18 protein-coding genes and 1 pseudogene are annotated in these 20,821 nt (G+C 67.8%); 16 read left to right on the forward strand and 3 right to left on the reverse strand.

All coding sequences use genetic code 11. The annotated features are described in order from the left end of the window. Window positions 1–110 precede the first annotated feature (110 nt). Window positions 111–2,267, reverse strand: coding sequence for a phosphocholine-specific phospholipase C (locus HWX31_RS05810; protein WP_174965160.1), 2,157 nt, complete (start codon window positions 2,265–2,267; stop codon window positions 111–113). A 297-nt stretch (window positions 2,268–2,564) separates the two neighbouring features. Next, window positions 2,565–3,425, reverse strand: a complete 861-nt coding sequence (gene pdxY, locus HWX31_RS05815; protein WP_059614657.1) for a pyridoxal kinase PdxY — start codon at window positions 3,423–3,425, stop codon at window positions 2,565–2,567. A 175-nt stretch (window positions 3,426–3,600) separates the two neighbouring features. Here pdxY and HWX31_RS05820 point away from each other — a divergent pair, with 175 nt between their 5' ends. Next, entirely contained in the window at window positions 3,601–4,662 is a 1,062-nt protein-coding gene (locus HWX31_RS05820; protein WP_174965159.1) for an alpha/beta fold hydrolase, read from the forward strand. Window positions 4,663–4,711: 49 nt separating this feature from the next. Here HWX31_RS05820 and HWX31_RS05825 read toward each other — a convergent pair whose 3' ends face one another. Continuing rightward, entirely contained in the window at window positions 4,712–5,710 is a 999-nt protein-coding gene (locus HWX31_RS05825; protein WP_174965158.1) for an LLM class flavin-dependent oxidoreductase, read from the reverse strand. A gap of 625 nt (window positions 5,711–6,335) precedes the next feature. On the opposite strand from HWX31_RS05825, the gene hpnI reads away from it, so the two are divergent. The 15 genes and pseudogenes from hpnI (at window position 6,336) to astD (ending at window position 20,807) form a co-directional block, all read left to right on the forward strand. Beyond that, a complete protein-coding gene (hpnI, locus tag HWX31_RS05830) occupies window positions 6,336–7,511 on the forward strand; it encodes a bacteriohopanetetrol glucosamine biosynthesis glycosyltransferase HpnI (protein WP_174965157.1) in 1,176 nt (391 codons plus the stop codon). 118 nt (window positions 7,512–7,629) lie between these two features. Next, a complete protein-coding gene (gene hpnJ, locus HWX31_RS05835) occupies window positions 7,630–9,051 on the forward strand; it encodes a hopanoid biosynthesis associated radical SAM protein HpnJ (RefSeq protein ID WP_174965156.1) in 1,422 nt (473 codons plus the stop codon). A gap of 3 nt (window positions 9,052–9,054) precedes the next feature. Continuing rightward, on the forward strand, window positions 9,055–9,939 hold the full coding sequence (gene hpnK / locus HWX31_RS05840) for a hopanoid biosynthesis-associated protein HpnK (RefSeq protein WP_174965155.1): 885 nt from the start codon (window positions 9,055–9,057) through the stop codon (window positions 9,937–9,939). Beyond that, on the forward strand, window positions 9,936–10,973 hold the full coding sequence (locus HWX31_RS05845) for a lysylphosphatidylglycerol synthase domain-containing protein (RefSeq protein ID WP_174965154.1): 1,038 nt from the start codon (window positions 9,936–9,938) through the stop codon (window positions 10,971–10,973). Before hpnK ends, HWX31_RS05845 begins: the two co-directional genes overlap by 4 nt. Window positions 10,974–11,059: 86 nt before the next feature. Then, window positions 11,060–11,617 (forward strand): hypothetical protein, encoded by a 558-nt coding sequence (locus HWX31_RS05850; protein ID WP_059653196.1) that lies wholly within the window; start codon window positions 11,060–11,062, stop codon window positions 11,615–11,617. A gap of 302 nt (window positions 11,618–11,919) precedes the next feature. Then, window positions 11,920–12,609: an ABC transporter permease gene (locus tag HWX31_RS05855; RefSeq protein WP_174965153.1), complete on the forward strand. Its 690-nt coding sequence runs from the start codon at window positions 11,920–11,922 to the stop codon at window positions 12,607–12,609. Beyond that, a complete protein-coding gene (locus HWX31_RS05860) occupies window positions 12,606–13,319 on the forward strand; it encodes an ABC transporter permease (protein ID WP_042583511.1) in 714 nt (237 codons plus the stop codon). The genes HWX31_RS05855 and HWX31_RS05860 overlap by 4 nt, the downstream gene beginning before the upstream one ends. Window positions 13,320–13,340: 21 nt before the next feature. Next, a complete protein-coding gene (locus HWX31_RS05865) occupies window positions 13,341–14,135 on the forward strand; it encodes an ABC transporter ATP-binding protein (RefSeq protein WP_042583512.1) in 795 nt (264 codons plus the stop codon). A gap of 19 nt (window positions 14,136–14,154) precedes the next feature. Beyond that, window positions 14,155–15,198 (forward strand): GlxA family transcriptional regulator, encoded by a 1,044-nt coding sequence (locus HWX31_RS05870; protein ID WP_059614643.1) that lies wholly within the window; start codon window positions 14,155–14,157, stop codon window positions 15,196–15,198. A gap of 43 nt (window positions 15,199–15,241) precedes the next feature. Continuing rightward, a pseudogene (locus HWX31_RS35320) lies at window positions 15,242–15,337 on the forward strand (ion transporter); the annotation flags it as partial. A 233-nt stretch (window positions 15,338–15,570) separates the two neighbouring features. Beyond that, a complete protein-coding gene (locus tag HWX31_RS05875; protein ID WP_174965152.1) occupies window positions 15,571–15,795 on the forward strand; it encodes a hypothetical protein in 225 nt (74 codons plus the stop codon). A 194-nt stretch (window positions 15,796–15,989) separates the two neighbouring features. Next, on the forward strand, window positions 15,990–17,222 hold the full coding sequence (locus HWX31_RS05880; protein WP_059614641.1) for an aspartate aminotransferase family protein: 1,233 nt from the start codon (window positions 15,990–15,992) through the stop codon (window positions 17,220–17,222). A 30-nt stretch (window positions 17,223–17,252) separates the two neighbouring features. Next, window positions 17,253–18,308: an arginine/ornithine succinyltransferase subunit alpha gene (gene aruF / locus HWX31_RS05885; RefSeq protein ID WP_060001570.1), complete on the forward strand. Its 1,056-nt coding sequence runs from the start codon at window positions 17,253–17,255 to the stop codon at window positions 18,306–18,308. Further along, complete coding sequence (astA, locus tag HWX31_RS05890; protein ID WP_174965151.1) at window positions 18,305–19,336, forward strand: arginine N-succinyltransferase; 1,032 nt, start codon at window positions 18,305–18,307, stop codon at window positions 19,334–19,336. Before aruF ends, astA begins: the two co-directional genes overlap by 4 nt. 7 nt (window positions 19,337–19,343) lie before the next feature. Then, complete coding sequence (astD, locus tag HWX31_RS05895) at window positions 19,344–20,807, forward strand: succinylglutamate-semialdehyde dehydrogenase (protein ID WP_174965150.1); 1,464 nt, start codon at window positions 19,344–19,346, stop codon at window positions 20,805–20,807. The last annotated feature ends 14 nt before the right edge of the window (window positions 20,808–20,821 follow it).

The raw sequence follows: 20,821 nt of genomic DNA on the forward strand, positions 1-20,821 counted from the left end.
GCCGGGCGGCGGCGGGGCGGGCGTGGTGGCGGATGCCGCGTCCGCAGCGGCGGGAAGGGGGCGCCGGCCGCATCGAACGGCCGGCGCAGGGCTTGGTGTCGGCGCTGGCGTTACTCGGCGGCCCCGACCTCGGCCTCGACCGCGTCGTCAGCGGCGGACGCCGATGCCGGCTCGGTGCGGATCAGCGGATCGCTCGTGCTCGGGCGGCCCGTCTCGACGTGGCCGGCGAAGCGGCGCACGAAGCCGAGCGGCTTGCCGTCGCTGACGGTCAGGTCGTACCAGCCGTGGCTGCCGCGCAGGTCCCAGTAGTCGTCGACGCGCGCGCCGGGCGCCAGGTCGAACACGCGCGGATGCGCATGGCCGTAGGCGCTCGTCACCTTGAGGCGCACCGCCCGGTGGCCGCGGTTCATCAGGCGCAGCGTGATGTTGCCGTTCGCGACGTCGTAGCCGTAGATCACTTCCGGATTGACGCTCGCCGGCCCGACCGCCGGTGCGGCGGGGGTGCGGAAGTGGCAGTAGAAGCCGTTCGGGCCGTACACGTCGAGGTCGTACAGGCCGAGCGACGGCGCGGGGCTCCACGTGTCGGAGAGGCGCTTGCCGGCTTCCACCGTGTAGGTCCACGGGCCGTCGACGCGATTGCGCGCCTGGACCTGGAACGCCGCGCCCGCGCGGCCGGTGTTCGCGAAGGTGAGCCGGAACTGGCCGCTCGCGTTGTCGATCCGGCCGTACGCAAACAGCTCGTAGGGCAGCGCGCGCGCCGGCCGCAGGCCGGCCTCCTGCTTCGGCAGCTTCTGCGCGAGCGGCGGGACCGGGATGTAGTCGGGATGGCGGTTGCGGTCGGGCGGCGCGTAGCCGCTCGTGTCCGGCAGTTGCGGCCAGCTCGCGTCGGTCGACGCGAAGTCGAACGCGGACGTCAGGTCGCCGCACACCGTGCGCCGCCACGGCGACACGTTGCCGGCCGTCACCGCGTACTGCGTGCCGAAGCGCGCCTCGATGAATTGCAGCAGCGACGTGTGATCGAACGTCTGCGAGCAGACCCAGCCGCCTTTCGTCCATGGCGACACGACGAGCATCGGCACGCGCGGGCCGAGGCCGTACGGGCCGGCCATGTGCGACGCGTCGCCGGGGAACGCCTCGTTGGTGGTCGCGACCGTCGACAGTCCGTTGTCGCGTGACTGCGGCGCGAACGGCGGCGGCACGTGGTCGAAGAAGCCGTCGTTCTCGTCGTAGGTGATGAAGAGCGCGGTCTTGCTCCACACGTCCGGGTTCGACACGAGCGTCTTCAGCACCTGCTCGATGTACCACGCGCCGTAGTTGGCCGGCCAGTTCGGGTGCTCCGAATACGCTTCCGGCGCGCAGATCCACGACACCTGCGGCAGCGTCCCGTTCTTCACGTCCTGCTGCAGCACGTCGAACAGCGTGCCGCCCGCGCTGATGTTGGTGCCGGTGCGCGCCTTCTCGTACAGCGGCGAGCCGGGCTGCGCGGTGCGGTACTGGTTGAAGTAGAGCAGCGCGTTGTCGCCGTAGTTGCCGATGTACGGGTTCTGCGTCCAGCCCCAAGAGCCGTTCGCGTCGAGGCCCGTGCCGACGTCCTGGTAGATCTTCCACGACACGCCGGCCTGCTCGAGCACTTCCGGATAGGTGGTCCAGCCGTAGCCCTTCTCCTCGTTGCCGAGCACCGGGCCGCCGCCGACGCCGTCGTTGCCGACGTAGCCCGTCCACATGTAGTAGCGGTTCGGGTCGGTCGAGCTCGGGATCGCGCAGTGGTATGCGTCGCAGATCGTGAACGCGTCGGCGAGCTGGTAGTGGAACGGGATGTCGTCGCGCTTCAGGTACGCCATCGTCGTCGTGCCCTTGTTCGGCACCCACTGGTCGTAGCGGCCCTTGTTCCACGCGGCGTGCATGTCCTGCCAGCCGTGCGGCAGGTCCTGCAGGAACTGCATGCCGAGCTTGTCGGCACGCGGATGGAACGGCAGCAGCTCCGCGAGGCCGACCGGCTGGTGGAACACCGACTTGCCGTTCGCCAAGCGCAGCGCGCGCGGGTCGCCGAAGCCGCGCACGCCGCGCAGCGTGCCGAAGTAATGGTCGAACGAGCGGTTCTCCTGCATCAGGATCACGACGTGCTCGATGTCGCGGATCGTGCCGGTGCGGCGGTTCGCGGGAATCGCGAGCGCGTCGCGGATCACGGGCGGGAAGAGGTTCAGCGCGGTGGCGCCGGCGGTGCCGGCGGCGACGCGCAGGAAGTCACGACGGGTCGATCGGGTCATGGTCGGTATCGTGCGGAAAAGATGGGCGCCGGATGGCGGGGAGTGAGGCAAGCGTGCTGCCCCGGCGCGCGAATGCGGGCGCGTGCCGGGCCGTGCCGCCGCGAGCATAGCGGCGAAACGGTGTCATTCATGTGAAGCGGTGGAAACGTTTGCGCGCTCGGGCAGGGCAGCGCGGCGGGATGGCGTGCGCAAGCGTGCGGCGTCGCGGCCGCTGCATCGGGGCGAACCGCGGGACGAACCGCGGCACGGACCGGCGGCGGGCGATGCGCGTCGGGCGTCGTCACGCGGCGCGCGCCGTCAGACGTCCGTGACCCACGCGCCGAACCACTCGCTCGGGCTCGCGATCTCGTCCTGCGCGGCGATCAGTTCCAGCTCGTAGCGGCGCGCGTCATAGGTCGCCTTGACGACCGCGTGCACGGCCGCGAGCGTGTGTTCGAACGCCGCGCGCACCGAATCGCCGCGCAGCCGCCGCGCGACGAAGACCGCGCTCGTCAGGTCGCCGACGCCGACCGGATGGCGCGGAAACGCATACAGCGGGCGCTGGCCGATCCAGGCCTCGGTGGCGGTGACGGCCAGCATGTTGAAGCGGTCGGCCGGGCTGTTGCGGTCGTGCAGGTGCTTGACGAGCACGATCTGCGGGCCGCGGCGGATCAGCGCGCGGCACGCGTCGACGGCTTCGGCGACGGTCTCGATGCGCCGCCCCGCCAGCTTCTGCAGTTCGGTGTGATTCGGCGCCATGCCGTCCGCGAGCGCGGGCATCTCGTGGACGATGAACTCCTCGACGCCCGGCTCCGGGCGAATGCCGCCCGTCTGGCCCATCGCCGGATCGCAGAAGTACCATGCGTTCGGATTGGTCGCCTTCACCGCGCGCACGATCTCGACCGTCGCGCGGGCCTGCGCGGGCGAGCCGAGGAACCCGGAGAGCACCGCGTCGCAGCGCTTGAGCGCACCGATCGCGGCGATGCCGTCGACGAGCTGCTCCATCTTCGCGGCGTCGATCGCGCTGCCCGCCCAGTGGCCGTACTGCATGTGATTCGACAGCTGGACGGTGTTGAGCGGCCAGACGTTGACGCCGAGGCGCTGCATGGGAAACACGGCCGCGCTGTTGCCGGCGTGGCCGTAGATCACGTGAGACTGAATGCTGAGGACGTTTTTCATGGGGATTCGCCTGCACGCGGGCCAGGTTCACGTCACACGATACCCGAGTTCGTCGTGTGCGAGAAAGCCGCCCGGCAACGGAGTGTTGCGCGCCGTCGTCAACGCGACCCGCGTAGAATCGCGGTGCGCGGCGCCGTCCGGTGATTCGCGTGCGTCTCCACTCATCGTGTTCGCCATGGTTTCGATTTGCAAGATGTTGTCCGCCGCCCGCACCGCCATGCTCGGCGCCGGTCTCGCCGCCGCATGCGCGGCGTCCGCCGCGGCACCGGCGCCGGCGCCCGCCGGCAACGACGGGCCCGCGTACGGCGCGCGGCTCGAAGGCTTCACGTATCCGGAGCCGGTGCACCGCTATTCGTTCGTGTCGCAGCGCGAGACCGTCGAGATGGTGTACATGGACGTGCAGCCCGCGCATCCGAACGGGCGCACCGTCGTGCTGCTGCACGGGAAGAACTTCTGCGCGGCGACCTGGGAGGAGACGATCGCGGTGCTGAGCCACGCGGGCTATCGCGTGATCGCGCCGGACCAGATCGGCTTCTGCAAGTCGTCGAAGCCCGAGCGCTACCAGTACAGCTTCCAGCAGCTCGCGCGCAACACGCATGCGCTGCTCGAATCGATCGGCGTGAAGTCGGCGACGCTCGTCGGCCACTCGACGGGCGGCATGCTCGCGATGCGCTACGCGCTGATGTATCCGAAGGCGACCGAGCAGCTCGTGCTCGTCAACCCGATCGGGCTGGAAGACTGGAAGGCGCTCGGCGTGCCGCCGCTGTCGGTCGACTACTGGTACGCACGCGAGCTGAAGACGAGCGCCGACGGCATCCGCCGCTACGAGCAGGCGACGTACTACGCGGGCAAGTGGTCGCCGTCCTACGAGCGCTGGGTGCAGATGCTCGCGGGGATGTACCGCGGGCCGGGCCGCGACGCGGTCGCATGGAATTCCGCGCTGCTCTACGACATGATCCTCACGCAGCCGGTGGTCTACGAGCTGGGCGCGATCCGCGTGCCGACCTTGCTGATGATCGGCGACAAGGACACCACCGCGATCGGCAAGGACGTCGCGCCGCCCGACGTCCACGCGAAGCTCGGGCGCTATCCCGAACTCGCGAAGCGCACGCAGGCGGCGATTCCCGGCGCGCAGCTCGTCGAGTTCGCGGCGCTCGGCCACGCGCCGCAGATCCAGGATCCGGACGCGTTCCACAAGGCGCTGCTCGACGGGCTCGCGCAGGCGCATCCGCAATAGCGGGGCCGCCCTGCGGCGCGACGGCAGGCGTGCTGCCTGACGTGCTGCGCTAGCGCGCCTCGCTCGCAAGCTCGTCGCGAATCTGCGCGGCGAGCTCGAACGAGCGCAGCCGCGCCGCGTGATCGTGGATCTGCGCGGTGATGATCAGCTCGTCCGCGCCGGTCTGCGCGATCCGCTCGCGCAGCCTGTCGCGCACGGTATCGCGCGAGCCGACCGCGGCGAACGACAGCGAATGCGCGACGCTCGCCAGCTCCAGCTCGGTTGCCTCGAGCACGTCGACGGGCGGCGGCAGCTTGCCCGGCGTGCCGCGCCGCAGGTTCAGGAACTGCTGCTGCAGCGACGTGAACAGGCGTCGCGCCTCGGCATCGGTTTGCGCCGCGAACACGTTCACCCCGACCATCGCATACGGTTTCGGCCACGCGGCCGACGGCCGGTATTGCGCGCGATAGAGCTCGAGCGCGCGCGTCAGGTAGTCCGGCGCGAAGTGCGACGCGAACGCGAACGGCAGGCCGAGCATCGCGGCGAGCTGCGCGCTGAACAGGCTCGAGCCGAGCAGCCAGACCGGCACGTCGAGCCCCGCGCCGGGCACCGCGCGTACGCGCTGGCCGGCCGCCGGCTCGGCGAAGTAGCGCAGCAGCTCGGCCACGTCGTCGGGGAACGCATCGGCGCTGCCGAGCAGGTCGCGGCGTAGCGCGCGCGACGTGGTCTGGTCGGTGCCGGGCGCACGGCCGAGGCCGAGATCGATCCGGCCCGGGTACAGCGACGCGAGCGTGCCGAACTGCTCGGCGATCACGAGCGGCGAATGGTTCGGCAGCATGATGCCGCCCGAGCCGACGCGGATCGTCCGCGTGCCGCCGGCGACGTGGCCGATCACGACGGCGGTCGCCGCGCTCGCGATGCCCGGCATGTTGTGGTGCTCGGCGAGCCAGTAGCGGTGGTAGCCCCAGCGCTCGGCATGCTGCGCGAGATCGAGGGTGTTGCGGAACGCCTGCGCGGCGTCGGCGCCGGTCGGAATGGGGGCGAGATCGAGTACGGAAAACGGAATCATCGGATGGGCCTTCGAACGTGAGGGCGCGCGGTGATGCGCGGACGCAACAGATGCGGAAGATTTTGCCAAAGGGTTCCGGATCGCGCTGGCGACGCGCGGATATCCCTGCGGCCATCAGGGATGCCCGGGCCGTGCGTATCGATTGTTTCCGTAATCAACGTAATAATCTGAAAATTACGAAATTTTACGGAGATTGGGTGCGAATTTGTGCGTAGACACAAAAAACCACGAAAGGCCAAGATTTGGAGACTGCAATACGCCTGCAAACCGCTTACGCTAGGGTTAACGAGGCTGCATCGAAAGAATGGCGGCCGTCCGGATTTGACGGTTTTGCATCAGTCCGTTTCATGGCGTGTTCGAGCGCGGGGTATCGCCGGCTGTTAAAATCCGGCGATTGTCCATCTCGCGCTCACGGTTGCCGTTCGCATTTTCTGCGTTTTGCCCGCGCGTTGCGCAGGAGCGCCTCTCAAGCGGGGCAGGGCTGCTTTCGAGCATCGCATGCCCCTGATACAGACGCTGCCGGAACAAGGAGTCGGGTCGTGCCCGCGTTCGTCCCAATCGAATCATCCATCATCGCTTGTCCGTTCGATCACCGCCGCGGCACGGCCGCCGCAGGGCGGTGCGCATGACGTCGTCAGCCGTATCGCTCATCGAGTGGCTGCTGGTTGCGTTCACGCTGGCTGCGGCCGGGTATGCGCTCGTCGCGGCGTTCGCGCCGCGTCCGCGCACGCCGCGCACGGCCGCGCGCGACGGTTTCGCGCCCGTCAGCGTGCTGAAGCCGCTGTGCGGCGCGGAGCCGCACCTGTACGAGAATCTCGCGACGTTCTGCGAGCAGCGCCATCCGCGCTACGAGGTGCTGTTCGGCGTCGCGTCGGCGTCGGACCCGGCGGTGGCGGTCGTCGAGCGGCTGCGCGCGGACTACCCGGAGTGCGACATCACGCTCGTGATCGACGCGCGCGTGTACGGCAAGAACCTGAAGGTCAGCAACCTGATCAATCTTGCCGAGCGCGCGAAGTACGGGCGGATCGTGATCGCCGACAGCGACATCGCGGTGAAGCCGGATTATCTCGAGCGCGTGACGGCGCCGCTCGCCGATGCGTCGGTCGGCGTCGTCACTTGCCTGTATCATGCGCGCAGTGTCGGCGGGTTCTGGACGCGCATCGGCGCGCAGTTCGTCGACGCGTGGTTCGCGCCGTCGGTGCGGATCACGCACCTCGGTCGCTCGAGCCGCTTCGGCTTCGGCGCGACGCTCGCGCTGACGCGCGACACGCTCGACCGGATCGGCGGCTTCAAGGCGCTGAAGGACGAGCTGGCCGACGATTTCTGGCTCGCCGAGCTGCCGCGCCGCCTCGGGCGGCGCACGGTGCTGTCGGAGGTCGAAGTCGCGACCGATGTGATCGAGGCGGCGTTCGGGCCGCTCTGGCACCGCGAAACGCGCTGGCTGCGCACGATCCGGTCGCTGAATCCGGCCGGTTTCGCGTTCCTGTTCATCACGTTCACCGCGCCGTGGCTCGCGATCGGCGCGGGGCTTGCGCTGCGTCTCGACGGCACGTTCGCCGGCACGCTGGCGGGCGCGGCGACGGCGGCAGGCGCGTTCGGCCGGCTCGTGCTGCACGCGCGCGGCGAGGACGGCTGGCGCGCGTTCTGGCGCGATTTGCCGCTGATCGCGGTGCGCGACACGCTGCTCGCGCTCGAGTGGCTCGTTGCGGCGTTCGGCACGCAGGTCGTGTGGCGCGGCGCCAGGATGACGGTCGTCGGCGGCGAGCGCGCGACGGCCGTGGAGGGCGGCGACGGCCGCTGAACGGCACGGCGCAGGCCGACCAACCATGACGAGAGGCGGGCGCCCAGGTGGGCAGCCCGCGGTTTTTTTTACTAGATTCTTGAAACGAACTCGAACTATGCAGGCTACCGGAGCATTGATGAAAACCCTGTTCTTGCAGGCCCCTTCGTACGACGGCTTCGACGGTGGTGCCGGCTCGCGCTACCAGGCGAAGCGTGAAATCCGTTCCTTCTGGTATCCGACGTGGCTCGCGCAGCCGGCCGCGCTCGTGGCGGGCAGCCGCGTCGTCGATGCGCCGGCCGACGGCCTGTCGGTCGAGGAAACGCTGAAGATCGCGAACGACTACGACCTCGTGATCATCCACACGAGCACGCCGTCGTTCCCGACCGACGCGATGTTCGCGCAGGACCTCAAGAAGATGAAGCCGTCGATGCTGGTCGGCATGGTGGGCGCGAAGGTGATGGTCGATCCGCACAACTCGCTCACGGCGAGCGAGGCAATCGACTTCGTGTGCCGCGAGGAATTCGACTACACCTGCAAGGAAATCGCCGAAGGCAAGCCGTTCCCCGAGATCAAGGGCTTGAGCTGGCGCGCGAAGGACGGCTCGATCGAGCACAACGAAGCGCGTCCGATCCTCGAGAACATGGACGAACTGCCGTTCGTCGCGCCCATCTACAAGCGCGACCTGAAGATCGACAACTACTTCATCGGCTACCTGAACTACCCGTACGTGTCGATCTACACGGGCCGCGGCTGCAAGTCGCGCTGCACGTTCTGCCTGTGGCCGCAGACGGTCAGCGGCCATCGCTACCGCACGCGCTCGGTCGAGAACGTGCTCGCGGAAGCGAAGTGGATCCGCGACAACATGCCGGAAGTGAAGGAACTGATGTTCGACGACGACACCTTCACCGACGATCTGCCGCGCGCCGAAGCGATCGCCATCGGTCTGGGCAAGCTCGGCATGACGTGGTCGTGCAACGCGAAGGCCAACGTGCCGTACAAGACGCTCAAGGTCATGAAGGAAAACGGCCTGCGCCTGCTGCTGGTCGGCTTCGAATCCGGCGACGACCAGATCCTCGTGAACATCAAGAAGGGCGTGCGCACCGATTTCGCGCGCCGCTTCAGCGCGGACTGCAAGAAGCTCGGCATCAAGATCCACGGCACCTTCATTCTCGGCCTGCCGGGCGAGACGCAGGAAACCATCAAGAAGACGATCGAGTACGCGAAGGAAATCAATCCGCACACGATCCAGGTCTCGCTCGCCGCGCCGTATCCGGGCACGACGCTCTACAAGCAGGCCGTGGAAAACGGCTGGATGGAAGAGAACAAGACCATCAACCTGGTGAGCAAGGAAGGCGTGCAGCTCGCGGCGATCGGCTACGCGCATCTGTCGCGCGACGAGATCTATCACCATCTCGAGCAGTTCTATCGCGAGTTCTACTTCCGTCCGTCGAAGATCTGGGAGATCGTCCGCGAGATGCTGACGAGCTGGGACATGATGAAGCGCCGTCTGCGCGAGGGCGTCGAATTCTTCCGTTTCCTGCGCGCGCACGAGGCCTGATTCGTGACGACGCAGCGGGCGGCGCGGGCGCTCATCTTCACCGCGGACGACTTCGGGCTGCATCCGCGCGTCAACGCGGCGGTCGAGCGCGCGCATCGCGACGGCGTGCTGAACGCCGCGAGCCTGATGGTCGCCGCGCCGGCCGCGGCCGATGCGATCGAACGCGCGCGGCGGCTGCCGTCGCTCGCGGTCGGCCTGCATCTCGTCCTCGCGGACGGCCCGGCCACGCTGCCCGCCCGTGAGATTCCCGCGCTCGTCGGCCCCGACGGGCGGTTCGGCGACGCGATGGCGAAGGACGGCTGCCGCTTCTTCTTCCTGCCGCACGTTCGTGCGCAGCTGCGCCGCGAGATCCGCGCGCAGTTCGACGCGTTCGCGGCGAGCGGCCTGCCGCTCGACCACGTGAACGCGCACAAGCATTTCCATCTGCATCCGACCGTGCTGTCGATGATCGTCGAGATCGGCCGCGACTACGGGCTGCGCGCGGTCCGGCTGCCGTACGAGACGACCGCGCCCGCATGGCTCAAGCCGTGGATCGGGCTCGTGCGCGCGCGGCTCGACCGCGCGGGGCTTGCACACAACGACTACGTGGTCGGCATCGAGCACACGGGCGGCATGGACGAGGCGGTGCTGCTCGACGCGCTCGCGAGCCTGCCGACGGGCGTCGGCGAGATCTATTGCCATCCGGCCGAGGCGGGCGACGGCCCGATCACACCGACGATGGCCGGCTACCGTCCCGTCGACGAGCTGGACGCGCTGCTGTCGCCGCGCGTCGCCGCCGCGCTGAAGGCGGCCGGCGTCGCGACGGGCGGTTTCGCCGACGTGTTCGGCCAGACCCCGCCGTCGCGCGCGCCGCGCGCGGCGCGCCAACCGGGAGCGCAGCCGTCGTGAGCAAGTGGATCAAATGGCTCGGCTGGCCGATCGGCATCGCGATCCTGCTCGCGCTGGTGCTGCATGACGGCGTCGGCGACGTCACGCAGATGATCGGGCGCGCCGGGTTCGCGCTCCTGTGGCTCGTGCCGTTCCACGCGCTGCCGCTGCTGCTCGACGCGTATGCGTGGCACCTGCTGCTCGACAAGCGCAGCTCGCTGCCGTTCCTGTGGTGGGTCGCGACCGTGCGCGAGGCCGTGAACCGGCTGCTGCCGGTGGTCGGCATCGGCGGCGAGATCGTCGGCATTCGCCTCGTGCGCTGGCGGACCCCGGACGCGAGCCGCGTGACCGCGTCGGTGATCGTCGAGGTGCTCGTGACGATCGTCGTCCAGTATGCGTTCGCCGCGCTCGGCCTCGTGCTGCTGCTCGCGACGACGCGCGACGTCGATGCCGGGACGATCGGCCTCGCGCTGCTGCTGTCGCTGCCGCTGCCGGTGCTCGGCGTCGTGCTGATGCGGCGCGGCGGCATCTTCCATGCGATCGAGCGCTTCGCGGGCCGCCTGCTCGGCGATTCGCACCGGCTGCTGCAGGGCGTCGACGGCCGGCGCCTCGACGCGGACATCGACGCGCTGATGTCGCGCACGGGCCTGCTGTTCAGCGCATTCTTCTGGCAATTGGCCGGCTATGCGCTCGGCGCGCTCGAGATCTACTGGGCGCTCGAACTGCTCGGCCATCCGGTGTCGATCGGCGGCGCGCTCGCGATCGAGGCGATGACCCAGGCCGCGCGCCACGCTGCGTTCATGGTGCCGGGCGGCCTCGGCGTGCAGGAGGCGACCGTCGTGCTGCTCGCGCAGATGTTCGGCGTCGACCGCGATACGGCGCTGTCGCTCGCGCTCGTGAAGCGCGCCCGCGAGGTCGTGTTCGGCTGCCTCGCGCTCGGCTCCTGGCAGCTCGCCGAGCTTGCCCATACGCGGCGCCGGATGACGGCGAGCGTGCCGCCCGCACCGCAGGCGCAGGCGCAGGCCGCCGCGCGCGAAACCGAACCGACGCACTGAACGAGACGGGCCGCGCGCCCGTCTCGCGCTTTTGGCGGCGCGCGGGTATGCTTGCCGCGTGTTTTCCACGACGCGCATTTCCATCGATGACTTTCCGTTTCAGGCTGTTCCCCGTCGCCGTGCTGGCTGCCGCGCTGGCGCTGTCCGCGTGCGACGACAAGCAAGGCGAGCTCAACGTGCAACGCATCCGGGACTTCTTCAAGGCGATCAAGCCGGCTCAATTGCTGCTGAAGGGCCTGAAGCCGGGCGAGTCGACCGAGGCCGACATCCGCGGCACGATGGGCCCGCCGGAGACCGAGCGCGTGTTCACCGACGGCTCGAAGCGCTTCGAGTATCCGCGCGGCCCGATGGGCAACCAGACCTGGTTCGTCGATATCGACGCGAACGGGCGCTACATGGGCGCGACGCAGGTGCTGACCGCGGCCAACTTCGCGAAGGTGGCGCCCGGGATGAGCGAGGACGAGGTGCGGCGCCTGCTCGGCAAGCCGGGCGAGATCGCGCAATATCCGCTCAAGCCCGAAACGGTGTGGAGCTGGCGCTGGCTCGAGGACGGCGTCAACCAGGACGCGTTCTTCAACGTGCATTTCGGCCCGGACGGGCGCGTGTACACGACGTCGCGCTCCGACATCCTGAAAGGGCGCTGACCGCGGCGCGCCGTCCGCGACCGTTTCGTCATCAATCGTCCGCCTCCGTCGCTATATCGAAAAAGCGACCGGAATATTGCAAAAAGTCCGCTTCCCGACCTGTTGCCCGACTGTCAGGAAGCGGGCTTTTTCGTTTCGAAACAGGCAATTAGCACGCAGTTGCGAATCGTGAAGCGGATTGTTGCGACGCAGCAACCGCGCGGACACTAATTTGAGACAAGTATTTTCGCTTGCGACTATGCGCGTCAGCCCGGCGCGGACAGGAAATTGTGCCGGCTTTCATTCACGTTCTGGAGACGCGCGTGTTTCTTTACGGCTTTGGTCCCGTCCTGTGGGCGGGCACCGTGCAGACGATCGAGCTGTCGGTGCTGTCGCTCGCCACTGCGGTGGTGCTCGGGCTGATCGGCGCGGTGGCTAAGTTGTCGCACAACCGGGCGCTGCGTTCGCTCGCGACCGGTTATACGACGCTGATCCGCTCGGTGCCCGATCTCGTCCTGATGCTGCTGCTGTTCTACAGCATCCAGATCTGGCTGAACCAGCTGACCGACCTGGCCGGCTGGGAGCAGATCGACATCGATCCGTTCGTCGCGGGCGTGCTGACGCTCGGCTTCATCTACGGCGCGTATTTCACGGAGACGTTCCGCGGCGCGTTCCTGTCGGTGCCGCGCGGCCAGCTCGAGGCGGGGGCGGCCTACGGGATGAGCGGGATGCGGGTGTTCGCGCGGATCATGTTTCCTCAGATGATGCGCTTCGCGCTGCCGGGCATCGGCAACAACTGGCAGGTGCTCGTGAAGGCGACCGCGCTGGTGTCGATCATCGGCCTGGCCGACGTCGTGAAGGCGGCGCAGGACGCGGGCAAGAGCACGTTCAACATGTTCTTCTTCATCCTCGTCGCGGCGCTGATCTATCTCGCGATCACGACCGTTTCCAACCTCGTGCTGATGCAGCTCGAGAAGCGTTATTCCATGGGCGTGCGCCACGCAGAACTATGATCGAGATTCTCCAGGAATTTGGCCAGGCGTTCCTTTACTGGGACGGCCAGCGCCTGTCGGGCCTTGCGGTTACGCTGTGGCTGCTCGTCGCGTCGATTTCGCTCGGCTTCGTCTGCGCGGTGCCGCTGGCGGTCGCGCGGGTGTCGAAGAAGAAATGGGTGTCGATGCCGGTGCGCTTCTACACCTACGTGTTCCGCGGCACGCCGCTCTACGTGCAGTTGCTGCTGATGTACACGGGCATGTACAGCCTGGAGTTCGTGCGCTCGCACTCGCTGCTCGACGCGTTCTTCAGGAGCGGCTTCAACTGCGCGATTCTCGCGTTCGCGCTGAACACCTGCGCGTACACGACCGAGATTTTCGCCGGCGCGATCCGCGCGATTCCGCACGGCGAGGTCGAGGCGGCGCGTGCGTACGGGATGACGCCGTTCACGATGTACCGCCGCGTGATCCTGCCGTCGGCGCTGCGCCGTGCGCTGCCGCTGTACAGCAACGAGGTGATCCTGATGCTGCACGCGACGACGGTCGCATTCACGGCGACGGTGCCGGACATCCTGAAGGTCGCGCGCGACGCGAATTCCGCGACCTACATGGCGTTCCAGTCATTCGGCATCGCCGCGCTGATCTATCTTGCGGTATCGTTCGCACTCGTCGCGGCGTTTCGCCGTGCGGAGCGCCACTGGCTCGCGTATCTCGCGGCCGGCCGTCATTGATTTCACTTCGAGGAGAGCCAGTTGGCCGAGATCACTCAAACGGGCGCTGCCTGCAAGCTTGCGGCGCTCGACATTCACAAGCGCTACGGTGACAACGAGGTGCTCAAGGGCGTCTCGCTGAATGCGAAGGCCGGCGACGTCATCAGCATCATCGGCGCGAGCGGCTCGGGCAAGAGCACGTTCCTGCGCTGCATCAATTTCCTCGAGCGGCCGAATGCGGGGCAGATCGTCGTCGACGGCGAGGCCGTGCGCACGAAGACCGACAAGGCCGGCGCGCTCGAGGTCGCCGACCACAAGCAGCTGCAGCGGATCCGCACGAAGCTCGCGATGGTGTTCCAGCACTTCAATCTGTGGGCGCACATGAACGTGCTCGAGAACGTGATGGAAGCGCCGGTGCACGTGCTCGGCATCCCGAAGAAGGAAGCCGAGGAGCGTGCGCGCGAGTACCTGGAGAAGGTCGGGCTGGCGCCGCGGGTCGAGAAGCAGTATCCGTCGCACCTGTCGGGCGGTCAGCAGCAGCGCGTCGCGATTGCGCGGGCGCTGGCGATGCATCCGGACGTGATGCTGTTCGACGAGCCGACCTCCGCGCTCGATCCCGAACTCGTTGGCGAAGTGCTGAAGGTGATGCAGAAGCTGGCCGAGGAAGGCCGCACGATGATCGTCGTCACGCACGAGATGGGCTTTGCGCGCAACGTGTCGAACCACGTGATGTTCCTGCACCAGGGGCGGACCGAGGAAGAGGGGAATCCGTCGGAGGTGCTCGTGCGGCCGCAGAGCGAGCGGCTCAAGCAGTTCCTGTCCGGAAGCCTCAAGTAACGTCACGCAGGTCGCAAACGTGGTATCGGTGCTCCGTCCCGCAGGCGCCACCCGCACGACGCAGGTGGCGATCGTCGCCTTGCCGCCCGTGTCGATGTCGGGCGTGGGTCCGATCGTCGACGCGCTGAATCTCGCGAACGAGATCGACGGGCGGCTGCTGTACCGCTGGCAGGTGTGTTCGTGGGACGGGCGGCCGGTGCCGCTCGCGGGCGGCGCGCAGTGGCATGCCGATGCGGCGTTCAACGACGCGATCGCGTGCGACTGGCTGATCGTCGTCAGCGAGCGGTTCCAGCAGTTCGCCGACTACCGGCTGTTTCTCGCGAGTCTCGCGCGGGTCGGGCAGCGCACGCCGCTCGTGACGGGCATCCATCATGGCGTGTGGTGGCTCGCGATGGCGGGGCAGTTGTCCGGCTACCGGGTGAGCGTGAACTGGGAGACGTACCAGCAGTTTGCCGAGCAGTTCGAGCGGTCGATCGTCACGCAGCAGATCTTCGAGATCGACCGGGACCGCGCGACATGTGCCGGCGGGCAGGCGACCGTCGATTTCATGCTCGCCATGATCGGGCGCGAGCATGGGCCCGAACTGGCGGAAAGGATTGCCGATGCGCTTGGCGCGGGCACTTTGCGCAGTGGCGAGGAGCGGCAGCGGATTCCGTTCGTGACCGCGCCGGGCGAGCGGCATCCTCGGTTGAACGATGCATTGCTGCTGATGGAAGCCAACATCGAGGATCCGTTGACGACGGATGAAATCGCCGGGTTGGTCGGCGTGTCGCGCCGACAATTGGAGAGGCTCTTTCGGCAGTATCTCGGCGCGATGCCGTCCAAGTATTACCTCAATTTGCGGTTGCTGAAGGCGCGCACGCAGTTGCAGCGGACCAGCAAGTCGGTCGTGCAGGTCAGTCTCGCCTGTGGGTTTTCTTCTGCCGCGCATTTTTCTAATGCGTACCGCGAGCGGTTTGGTGTAACGCCGCGGGAGGATCGGCGCGCGTGGCTCGAGAAGCAGACGGGCGGCGGCGCCGAACCGCGGGCTGGGGCGCTCGTCGAGCGCGTGAGCAAGGACTGAGTTTGTTGGGTGGGCGGTCAGGGTTTTTCGTGAAGTACCTGTAATGCTTTCGGTTTGTTGGCGTCGCCCCTCCCCGGGGCGGGGGTCACTTTTCTTTGTCTTGCCAAAGAAAAGTAACCAAAAGAAAGGCGCTCGAAATGCCCCAGGTTCCAGTGCGATCGTCATCGGAGTGGACCGCGCAAAAGTGTTCGAGCCAGTCACGACACCGGAGTGGTTCGAGCAATGGATCTGACGCGCCGCACCACGGAGCAGAGCGGTATACCGCCCGCCAGCTCCGTCCTCGCTACGCTCGGCCGACAGGTTAACGCCTGCTGCAGAGGGCTTCGGTCGATTGGCGTTGGCTATCGCCGGTGATGCACGTGTAGCGCGACCATGAAGTACCTCGCAGCCGAGCGTAGCGAGGATGGAACCGATGAGCGGTATACCACTTTGCCTTGTGGTGCGGTGCGTCAGATCCATTGCTCGAACCACTCCGGTGTCGTGACTGGCTCGGACACTTTTGTGCGATCCACTCTGACGGCCATGGCACGGGAAGTCTTGCGTTATCCGGGCGCCTTTCTTTTGGTTACTTTTCTTTGGCAAGACAAAGAAAAGTGACCCCCGCCCCGGGGAGGGGCGACGCTAACAGACCGAAAACATTACAGGTGCTTCACGAAAAACCCAGGCGGACCACCCCAAAAAGCGCGAGCAACCCCATCCCGATAGAACCCGTCGCAATTCCGCAAGACGCTTGCACGACCCTTACCTAAACTTGAACCTATTGTTCAAGACCTCTACCGAAAGGAATCGCCATGACGAACCTGACCGTGAACCGCCAGACTTTCGACGAAGTGATGGTGCCGGTGTTTTCCCCCGCGCCGTTCGTGCCGGATCGTGGCGAAGGCTCGCGCGTGTGGGACACGGCAGGCCGTGAATACGTGGATTTCGCCTGCGGCATCGCCGTGACGTCGCTCGGCCACGGCCACCCGGAACTGCTGAAGGTGCTGGACGAACAAAGCCGCAAGCTCTGGCACATCGGCAACGGCTACACGAACGAGCCGGTGCTGCGGCTCGCAAAGCGCCTCGAATCGCTGACCTTCGCCGACCGCGCATTCTTCGCGAACTCGGGCGCGGAAGCGAACGAAGCGGCGCTGAAGCTCGCACGCCGCGTCGCATTCGAACGCCACGGCGCCGATAAATTCGAAATCATCTCGTTCGTGCAGTCGTTCCACGGCCGCACGTTCTTCACGGTCAGCGTCGGCGGCCAGCCGAAATACTCGGAAGGCTTCGGCCCGGTGCCGGAAGGCATCAAGCACCTGCCGTTCAACGACATCGCAGCCGCCAAGGCCGCGATCGGCCCGAAGACCTGCGCGGTGATCGTCGAGCCGGTGCAGGGCGAAGGCGGCGTGATCCCGGCCGATCCGGCCTTCCTGAAGGCGCTGCGCGAAGCGTGCGACGCCAACGACGCACTGCTGATCTTCGACGAAGTGCAGACGGGCGTCGGCCGCACCGGCCACTTCTACGCATACATGGACACGGGCGTGACGCCCGACATCCTGACGACCGCGAAGGCGCTCGGCAACGGCTTCCCGATCGGCGCGATGCTGACGACGAAAGAACTCGCCGCGCACTTCAAGGTCGGCGTGCACGGCACGACCTACGGCGGCAACCCGCTCGCGTCGGCGATCGCCGACAAGGTCGTCGAGCTGATCGGCGAGCCGGCGCTGCTCGAAGGCGTGCGCGAACGCAGCGTGCGCCTGAAAGGCGCGCTCGAACGCATCAACGCGCGCTTCGGCATCTTCAAGGAAGTGCGCGGCAAGGGCCTGCTGGTCGGCGCGGAACTCACGGCCGCATTCGACGGCCGCGCGAAGGATTTCGTGAACGCGGCCGCCGAGCAGGGCGTGATCATGCTGATCGCAGGCCCCAACGTGCTGCGCTTCGTGCCGTCGCTGGTGATCCCGTTCGACGTGCTCGACGAAGGCCTCGCGCGCTTCGAGAAGGCGGTCGAACAGGTGCTCGCCGCGCAGGAAGCCAACGCGCGCTGATCGGCGCCTCCATCGCAGACAGGAACGACGATGCTATTTGTTCGCCCCGGCAAACTCACGGATCTCGATGCGCTCGCGCAGATGGCGCGCACCGCGCAGCCGGTCCTGCACTCGCTGCCGCACGATCGCGCGGCGCTCGAGGCGCGCGTCGCGCTCTCGGAGGATTCGTTTCGCGCGGACGTCGACTTCCCAGGCGAGGAGTTCTATCTCTTCGTGCTGGAAGACACCGCGACCGGCAAGCTGCTCGGCACCGCCAGCATCGTGGCGGCGGCCGGCTACTCCGAGCCGTTCTACGCGTTCCGCAACGACGCGCTGATCCACGCATCGCGCGAGCTGCACGTGAACCGCAAGATCCACGCGCTGACGATGTCGCACGAGCTGACCGGCAAGAGCCGGCTCGCGGGCTTCTACGTCGATCCGTCGCTGCGCGGCGACGCGGCCGCGCACCTGATCTCGCGCGCGCGGATGATGTACATCGCCGCGAACCGCCGCCGCTTCACGCCCGAAGTGTTCACGCTGCTGCTCGGCGTGAGCGACGAGCACGGCGCGTCGCCGTTCTGGGAAGCGGTGGGCCGCAAGTTCTTCGGCCGCGATTTCGAGGACGTCGACATCGCATCGGGCGGCCGCAGCCGCACGTTCATCGCCGAAGTGATGCCCGGCTACCCGCTGTACGTGCCGCTGCTGCCGGAAGCCGCGCAGCGCGTGCTCGGCGAGCCGAACGCGAGCGCGCTGCTCGCGTACGACATCCACCTCGAGGAAGGCTTCGAGCCGGACCGCTTCGTCGACATCTTCGACGCGGGCCCGGTGCTGACCCAGCAGATGGACCGCACCGCATGCGTGAAGCATGCGGCCGAACGCACGGTGCGCGAAGCCGCGCACCAGCAGGGCGACGCCGCGTACCTCGTGTCGAGCGGCAGCGGCGAATCGTTCCGCTGCGTGCTCGCGGACCTGCCGGCCGATGCCGGCAAGGGCGCGCCGCTCGCCGGCGACGTGCGCGCGGCGCTGAACGTGAAGGATGGCGATGTCGTGCGCTGCGTGCCGCTGCACCAGCGCGACGATGAAGAATCGAAGGGAGACGCAGCATGATCGTCGTTCGGGTCGTACAAACGGGCGACGTGGACGCGCTCGTGTCGCTCGCGAAGGAAACCGGTCCGGGCCTGACCACGTTCAAGCCCGACCGCGACGCGCTCGCCGCGCGCATCGAACGCACCCGCCGCACGCTCGAAGGGCGGGCCGCGCCGTCGGAAGCCGGCTACTTCTTCGTGATGGAAGATTCGGCGACGGGCGACATCGCGGGCGTGTGCGGAATCGAATCGCAGGTCGGCCTCGAGCAGCCGTTCTACAACTACCGCGTGAGCACGGTCGTCCACGCGAGCCAGGAGCTCGGCGTGTGGACGCGGATGCACGCGCTGAACATCTCGCACGACCTGACCGGCTACGCGGAAGTGTGCTCGCTGTTCCTGAGCCCGCGCTACCGCACGGGCGGCGTCGGCGGCCTGCTGTCGCGCTCGCGCTTCATGTTCATCGCACAGTTCCGCGAGCTGTTTCCGGAACGCATCTGCGCGGAGCTGCGCGGCCACTTCGACGACGACGGCACGTCGCCGTTCTGGCGCGCGGTCGGTTCGCACTTCTATCAGATCGACTTCAACGCCGCGGACTATCTCAGCTCGCACGGCCGCAAGTCGTTCCTCGCGGAACTGATGCCGCGCTATCCGGTGTACGTCGACCTGCTGCCGCAGGACGCGCAGGACGCGGTCGGCCTCACGCATCGCGACACGCTGCCGGCGCGCAAGATGCTCGAGGCGGAAGGGCTGCGCTACCAGAACCACGTCGACATCTTCGACGCGGGCCCGGTGCTCGAATGCCACGTCAACGACCTGCGCACGGTGCGCGAGAGCGTGGTCGTGCCGGTCGCGATCGGCACACCCGACGTGCGTGACGATATGCCGAAGTCGCTCGTGTCGAACACGTCGCTCGGCGACTTCCGCGTCGGCGTCGCGCCGGGCGTGGTCGCGAACGGCGCGTTCGTGCTGTCGGCCGACGATGCCGCCGCGCTCGACGTGAAGGCGGGCGATCCGGTCCGCGTGCTGCCGCTCAAAGTCAAACAGGGATAAACGAATCATGACGGAACTCTTCATCGACGGCGCCTGGGTCGCGGGCTCGGGCCACGTCTTCGCTTCGCGCAATCCGGGCACCGACGAGATCGCGTGGCAGGGCGCGAGCGCGTCGCCCGCCGACGTCGACCGCGCGGTCGCGAGCGCGCGCCGCGCATTCGCCGGCTGGTCGGCGCTCGACTTCGAAGCGCGCTGCGAGATCGCGAAGCGCTTCGCGGCGCTGCTCAACGAGCGCAAGGAAGCACTCGCCGCGGCGATCGGCCGCGAGACCGGCAAGCCGCTGTGGGAAGCGCGCACCGAGGTCGCGGCGATGGCCGCGAAGGTCGGCATCTCGATCCAGGCGTACCAGGAACGCACCGGCGAGAAGCGCCATGACATGGCCGACGGCGTCGCGGTGCTGCGCCACCGTCCGCACGGCGTCGTCGCGGTGTTCGGGCCGTACAACTTCCCGGGCCATTTGCCGAACGGGCATATCGTGCCGGCGCTGATCGCGGGCAACACGGTCGTGTTCAAGCCGTCCGAGCTCGCGCCGGGCGTCGCGCGCGCAACCGTCGAAGTGTGGAAGGACGCGGGCCTGCCCGACGGCGTGCTGAACCTCGTGCAGGGCGAGAAGGACACCGGCATCGCGCTCGCGAACCATCGCCAGATCGACGGGCTGTTCTTCACCGGCAGCTCGGACACGGGCACGCTGCTGCACAAGCAGTTCGGCGGCCGTCCGGAGATCGTGCTCGCGCTCGAGATGGGCGGCAACAACCCGCTCGTGATCGGCGAGATCGAGGACGTCGACGCGGCCGTGCACCATACGATCCAGTCGGCGTTCCTGTCCGCGGGGCAGCGCTGCACGTGCGCGCGCCGCATCTTCGTGCCGCAGGGCGCGGCGGGCGACCGCTTCCTCGCGCGCTTCGTCGACGTCACGTCGAAGATCACGGCGGACGTGTTCGACGCCGATCCGCAGCCGTTCATGGGCGCGGTGATCTCGGCGCGCGCGGCGGCGAAGCTCGTCGATGCCCAGTCGCGTCTCCTCGCGCAAGGTGCGAAGCCGATCATCGCGATGGAACAGCGCGACCCGCGCCTCGGCTTCGTCAACGCGTCGATCCTCGACGTGACCGGCGTCGCCGGGCTGCCCGACGAGGAGCACTTCGGCCCGCTCGCGCAGATCATCCGCTACGCGACGTTCGACGAAGCGATCGAGCGCGCGAACGACACCGCGTTCGGCCTGTCCGCGGGCCTCATCGCCGACGACGCGCGCGCGTGGGAGCACTTCCGCCGCACGATCCGCGCGGGGATCGTCAACTGGAACCGGCCGACCAACGGCGCCTCGTCCGCCGCGCCGTTCGGCGGCGCGGGCCGCTCCGGCAACCACCGCCCGAGCGCGTACTACGCGGCCGACTACTGCGCGTATCCGATGGCGTCGGTGGAGAGCACGCAACTGACCCTGCCCGCGAGCCTGTCGCCGGGCCTGCATTTCTGATCGAGGGAACGACG

The sequence above is a fragment of the Burkholderia ubonensis genome (assembly GCF_902833085.1).
GTDB classification, from domain to species: domain Bacteria; phylum Pseudomonadota; class Gammaproteobacteria; order Burkholderiales; family Burkholderiaceae; genus Burkholderia; species Burkholderia ubonensis.

Excerpts from the sequence above, each read along its gene's own strand:
- HWX31_RS05810 (WP_174965160.1), bottom strand. The coding sequence starts at position 2,267 with ATGACCCGATCGACCCGTCGTGACTTCCTGCGCGTCGCCGCCGGCACC.
- HWX31_RS05860 (WP_042583511.1), top strand. The coding sequence starts at position 12,606 with ATGATCGAGATTCTCCAGGAATTTGGCCAGGCGTTCCTTTACTGGGAC.
- aruF (WP_060001570.1), top strand. The coding sequence starts at position 17,253 with ATGCTATTTGTTCGCCCCGGCAAACTCACGGATCTCGATGCGCTCGCG.
- HWX31_RS05875 (WP_174965152.1), top strand. The coding sequence starts at position 15,571 with ATGAAGTACCTCGCAGCCGAGCGTAGCGAGGATGGAACCGATGAGCGG.
- astA (WP_174965151.1), top strand. The coding sequence starts at position 18,305 with ATGATCGTCGTTCGGGTCGTACAAACGGGCGACGTGGACGCGCTCGTG.
- HWX31_RS05850 (WP_059653196.1), top strand. The coding sequence starts at position 11,060 with ATGACTTTCCGTTTCAGGCTGTTCCCCGTCGCCGTGCTGGCTGCCGCG.
- pdxY (WP_059614657.1), bottom strand. The coding sequence starts at position 3,425 with ATGAAAAACGTCCTCAGCATTCAGTCTCACGTGATCTACGGCCACGCC.
- HWX31_RS05880 (WP_059614641.1), top strand. The coding sequence starts at position 15,990 with ATGACGAACCTGACCGTGAACCGCCAGACTTTCGACGAAGTGATGGTG.
- HWX31_RS05820 (WP_174965159.1), top strand. The coding sequence starts at position 3,601 with ATGGTTTCGATTTGCAAGATGTTGTCCGCCGCCCGCACCGCCATGCTC.
- hpnI (WP_174965157.1), top strand. The coding sequence starts at position 6,336 with ATGACGTCGTCAGCCGTATCGCTCATCGAGTGGCTGCTGGTTGCGTTC.
- hpnJ (WP_174965156.1), top strand. The coding sequence starts at position 7,630 with ATGAAAACCCTGTTCTTGCAGGCCCCTTCGTACGACGGCTTCGACGGT.
- HWX31_RS05825 (WP_174965158.1), bottom strand. The coding sequence starts at position 5,710 with ATGATTCCGTTTTCCGTACTCGATCTCGCCCCCATTCCGACCGGCGCC.
- astD (WP_174965150.1), top strand. The coding sequence starts at position 19,344 with ATGACGGAACTCTTCATCGACGGCGCCTGGGTCGCGGGCTCGGGCCAC.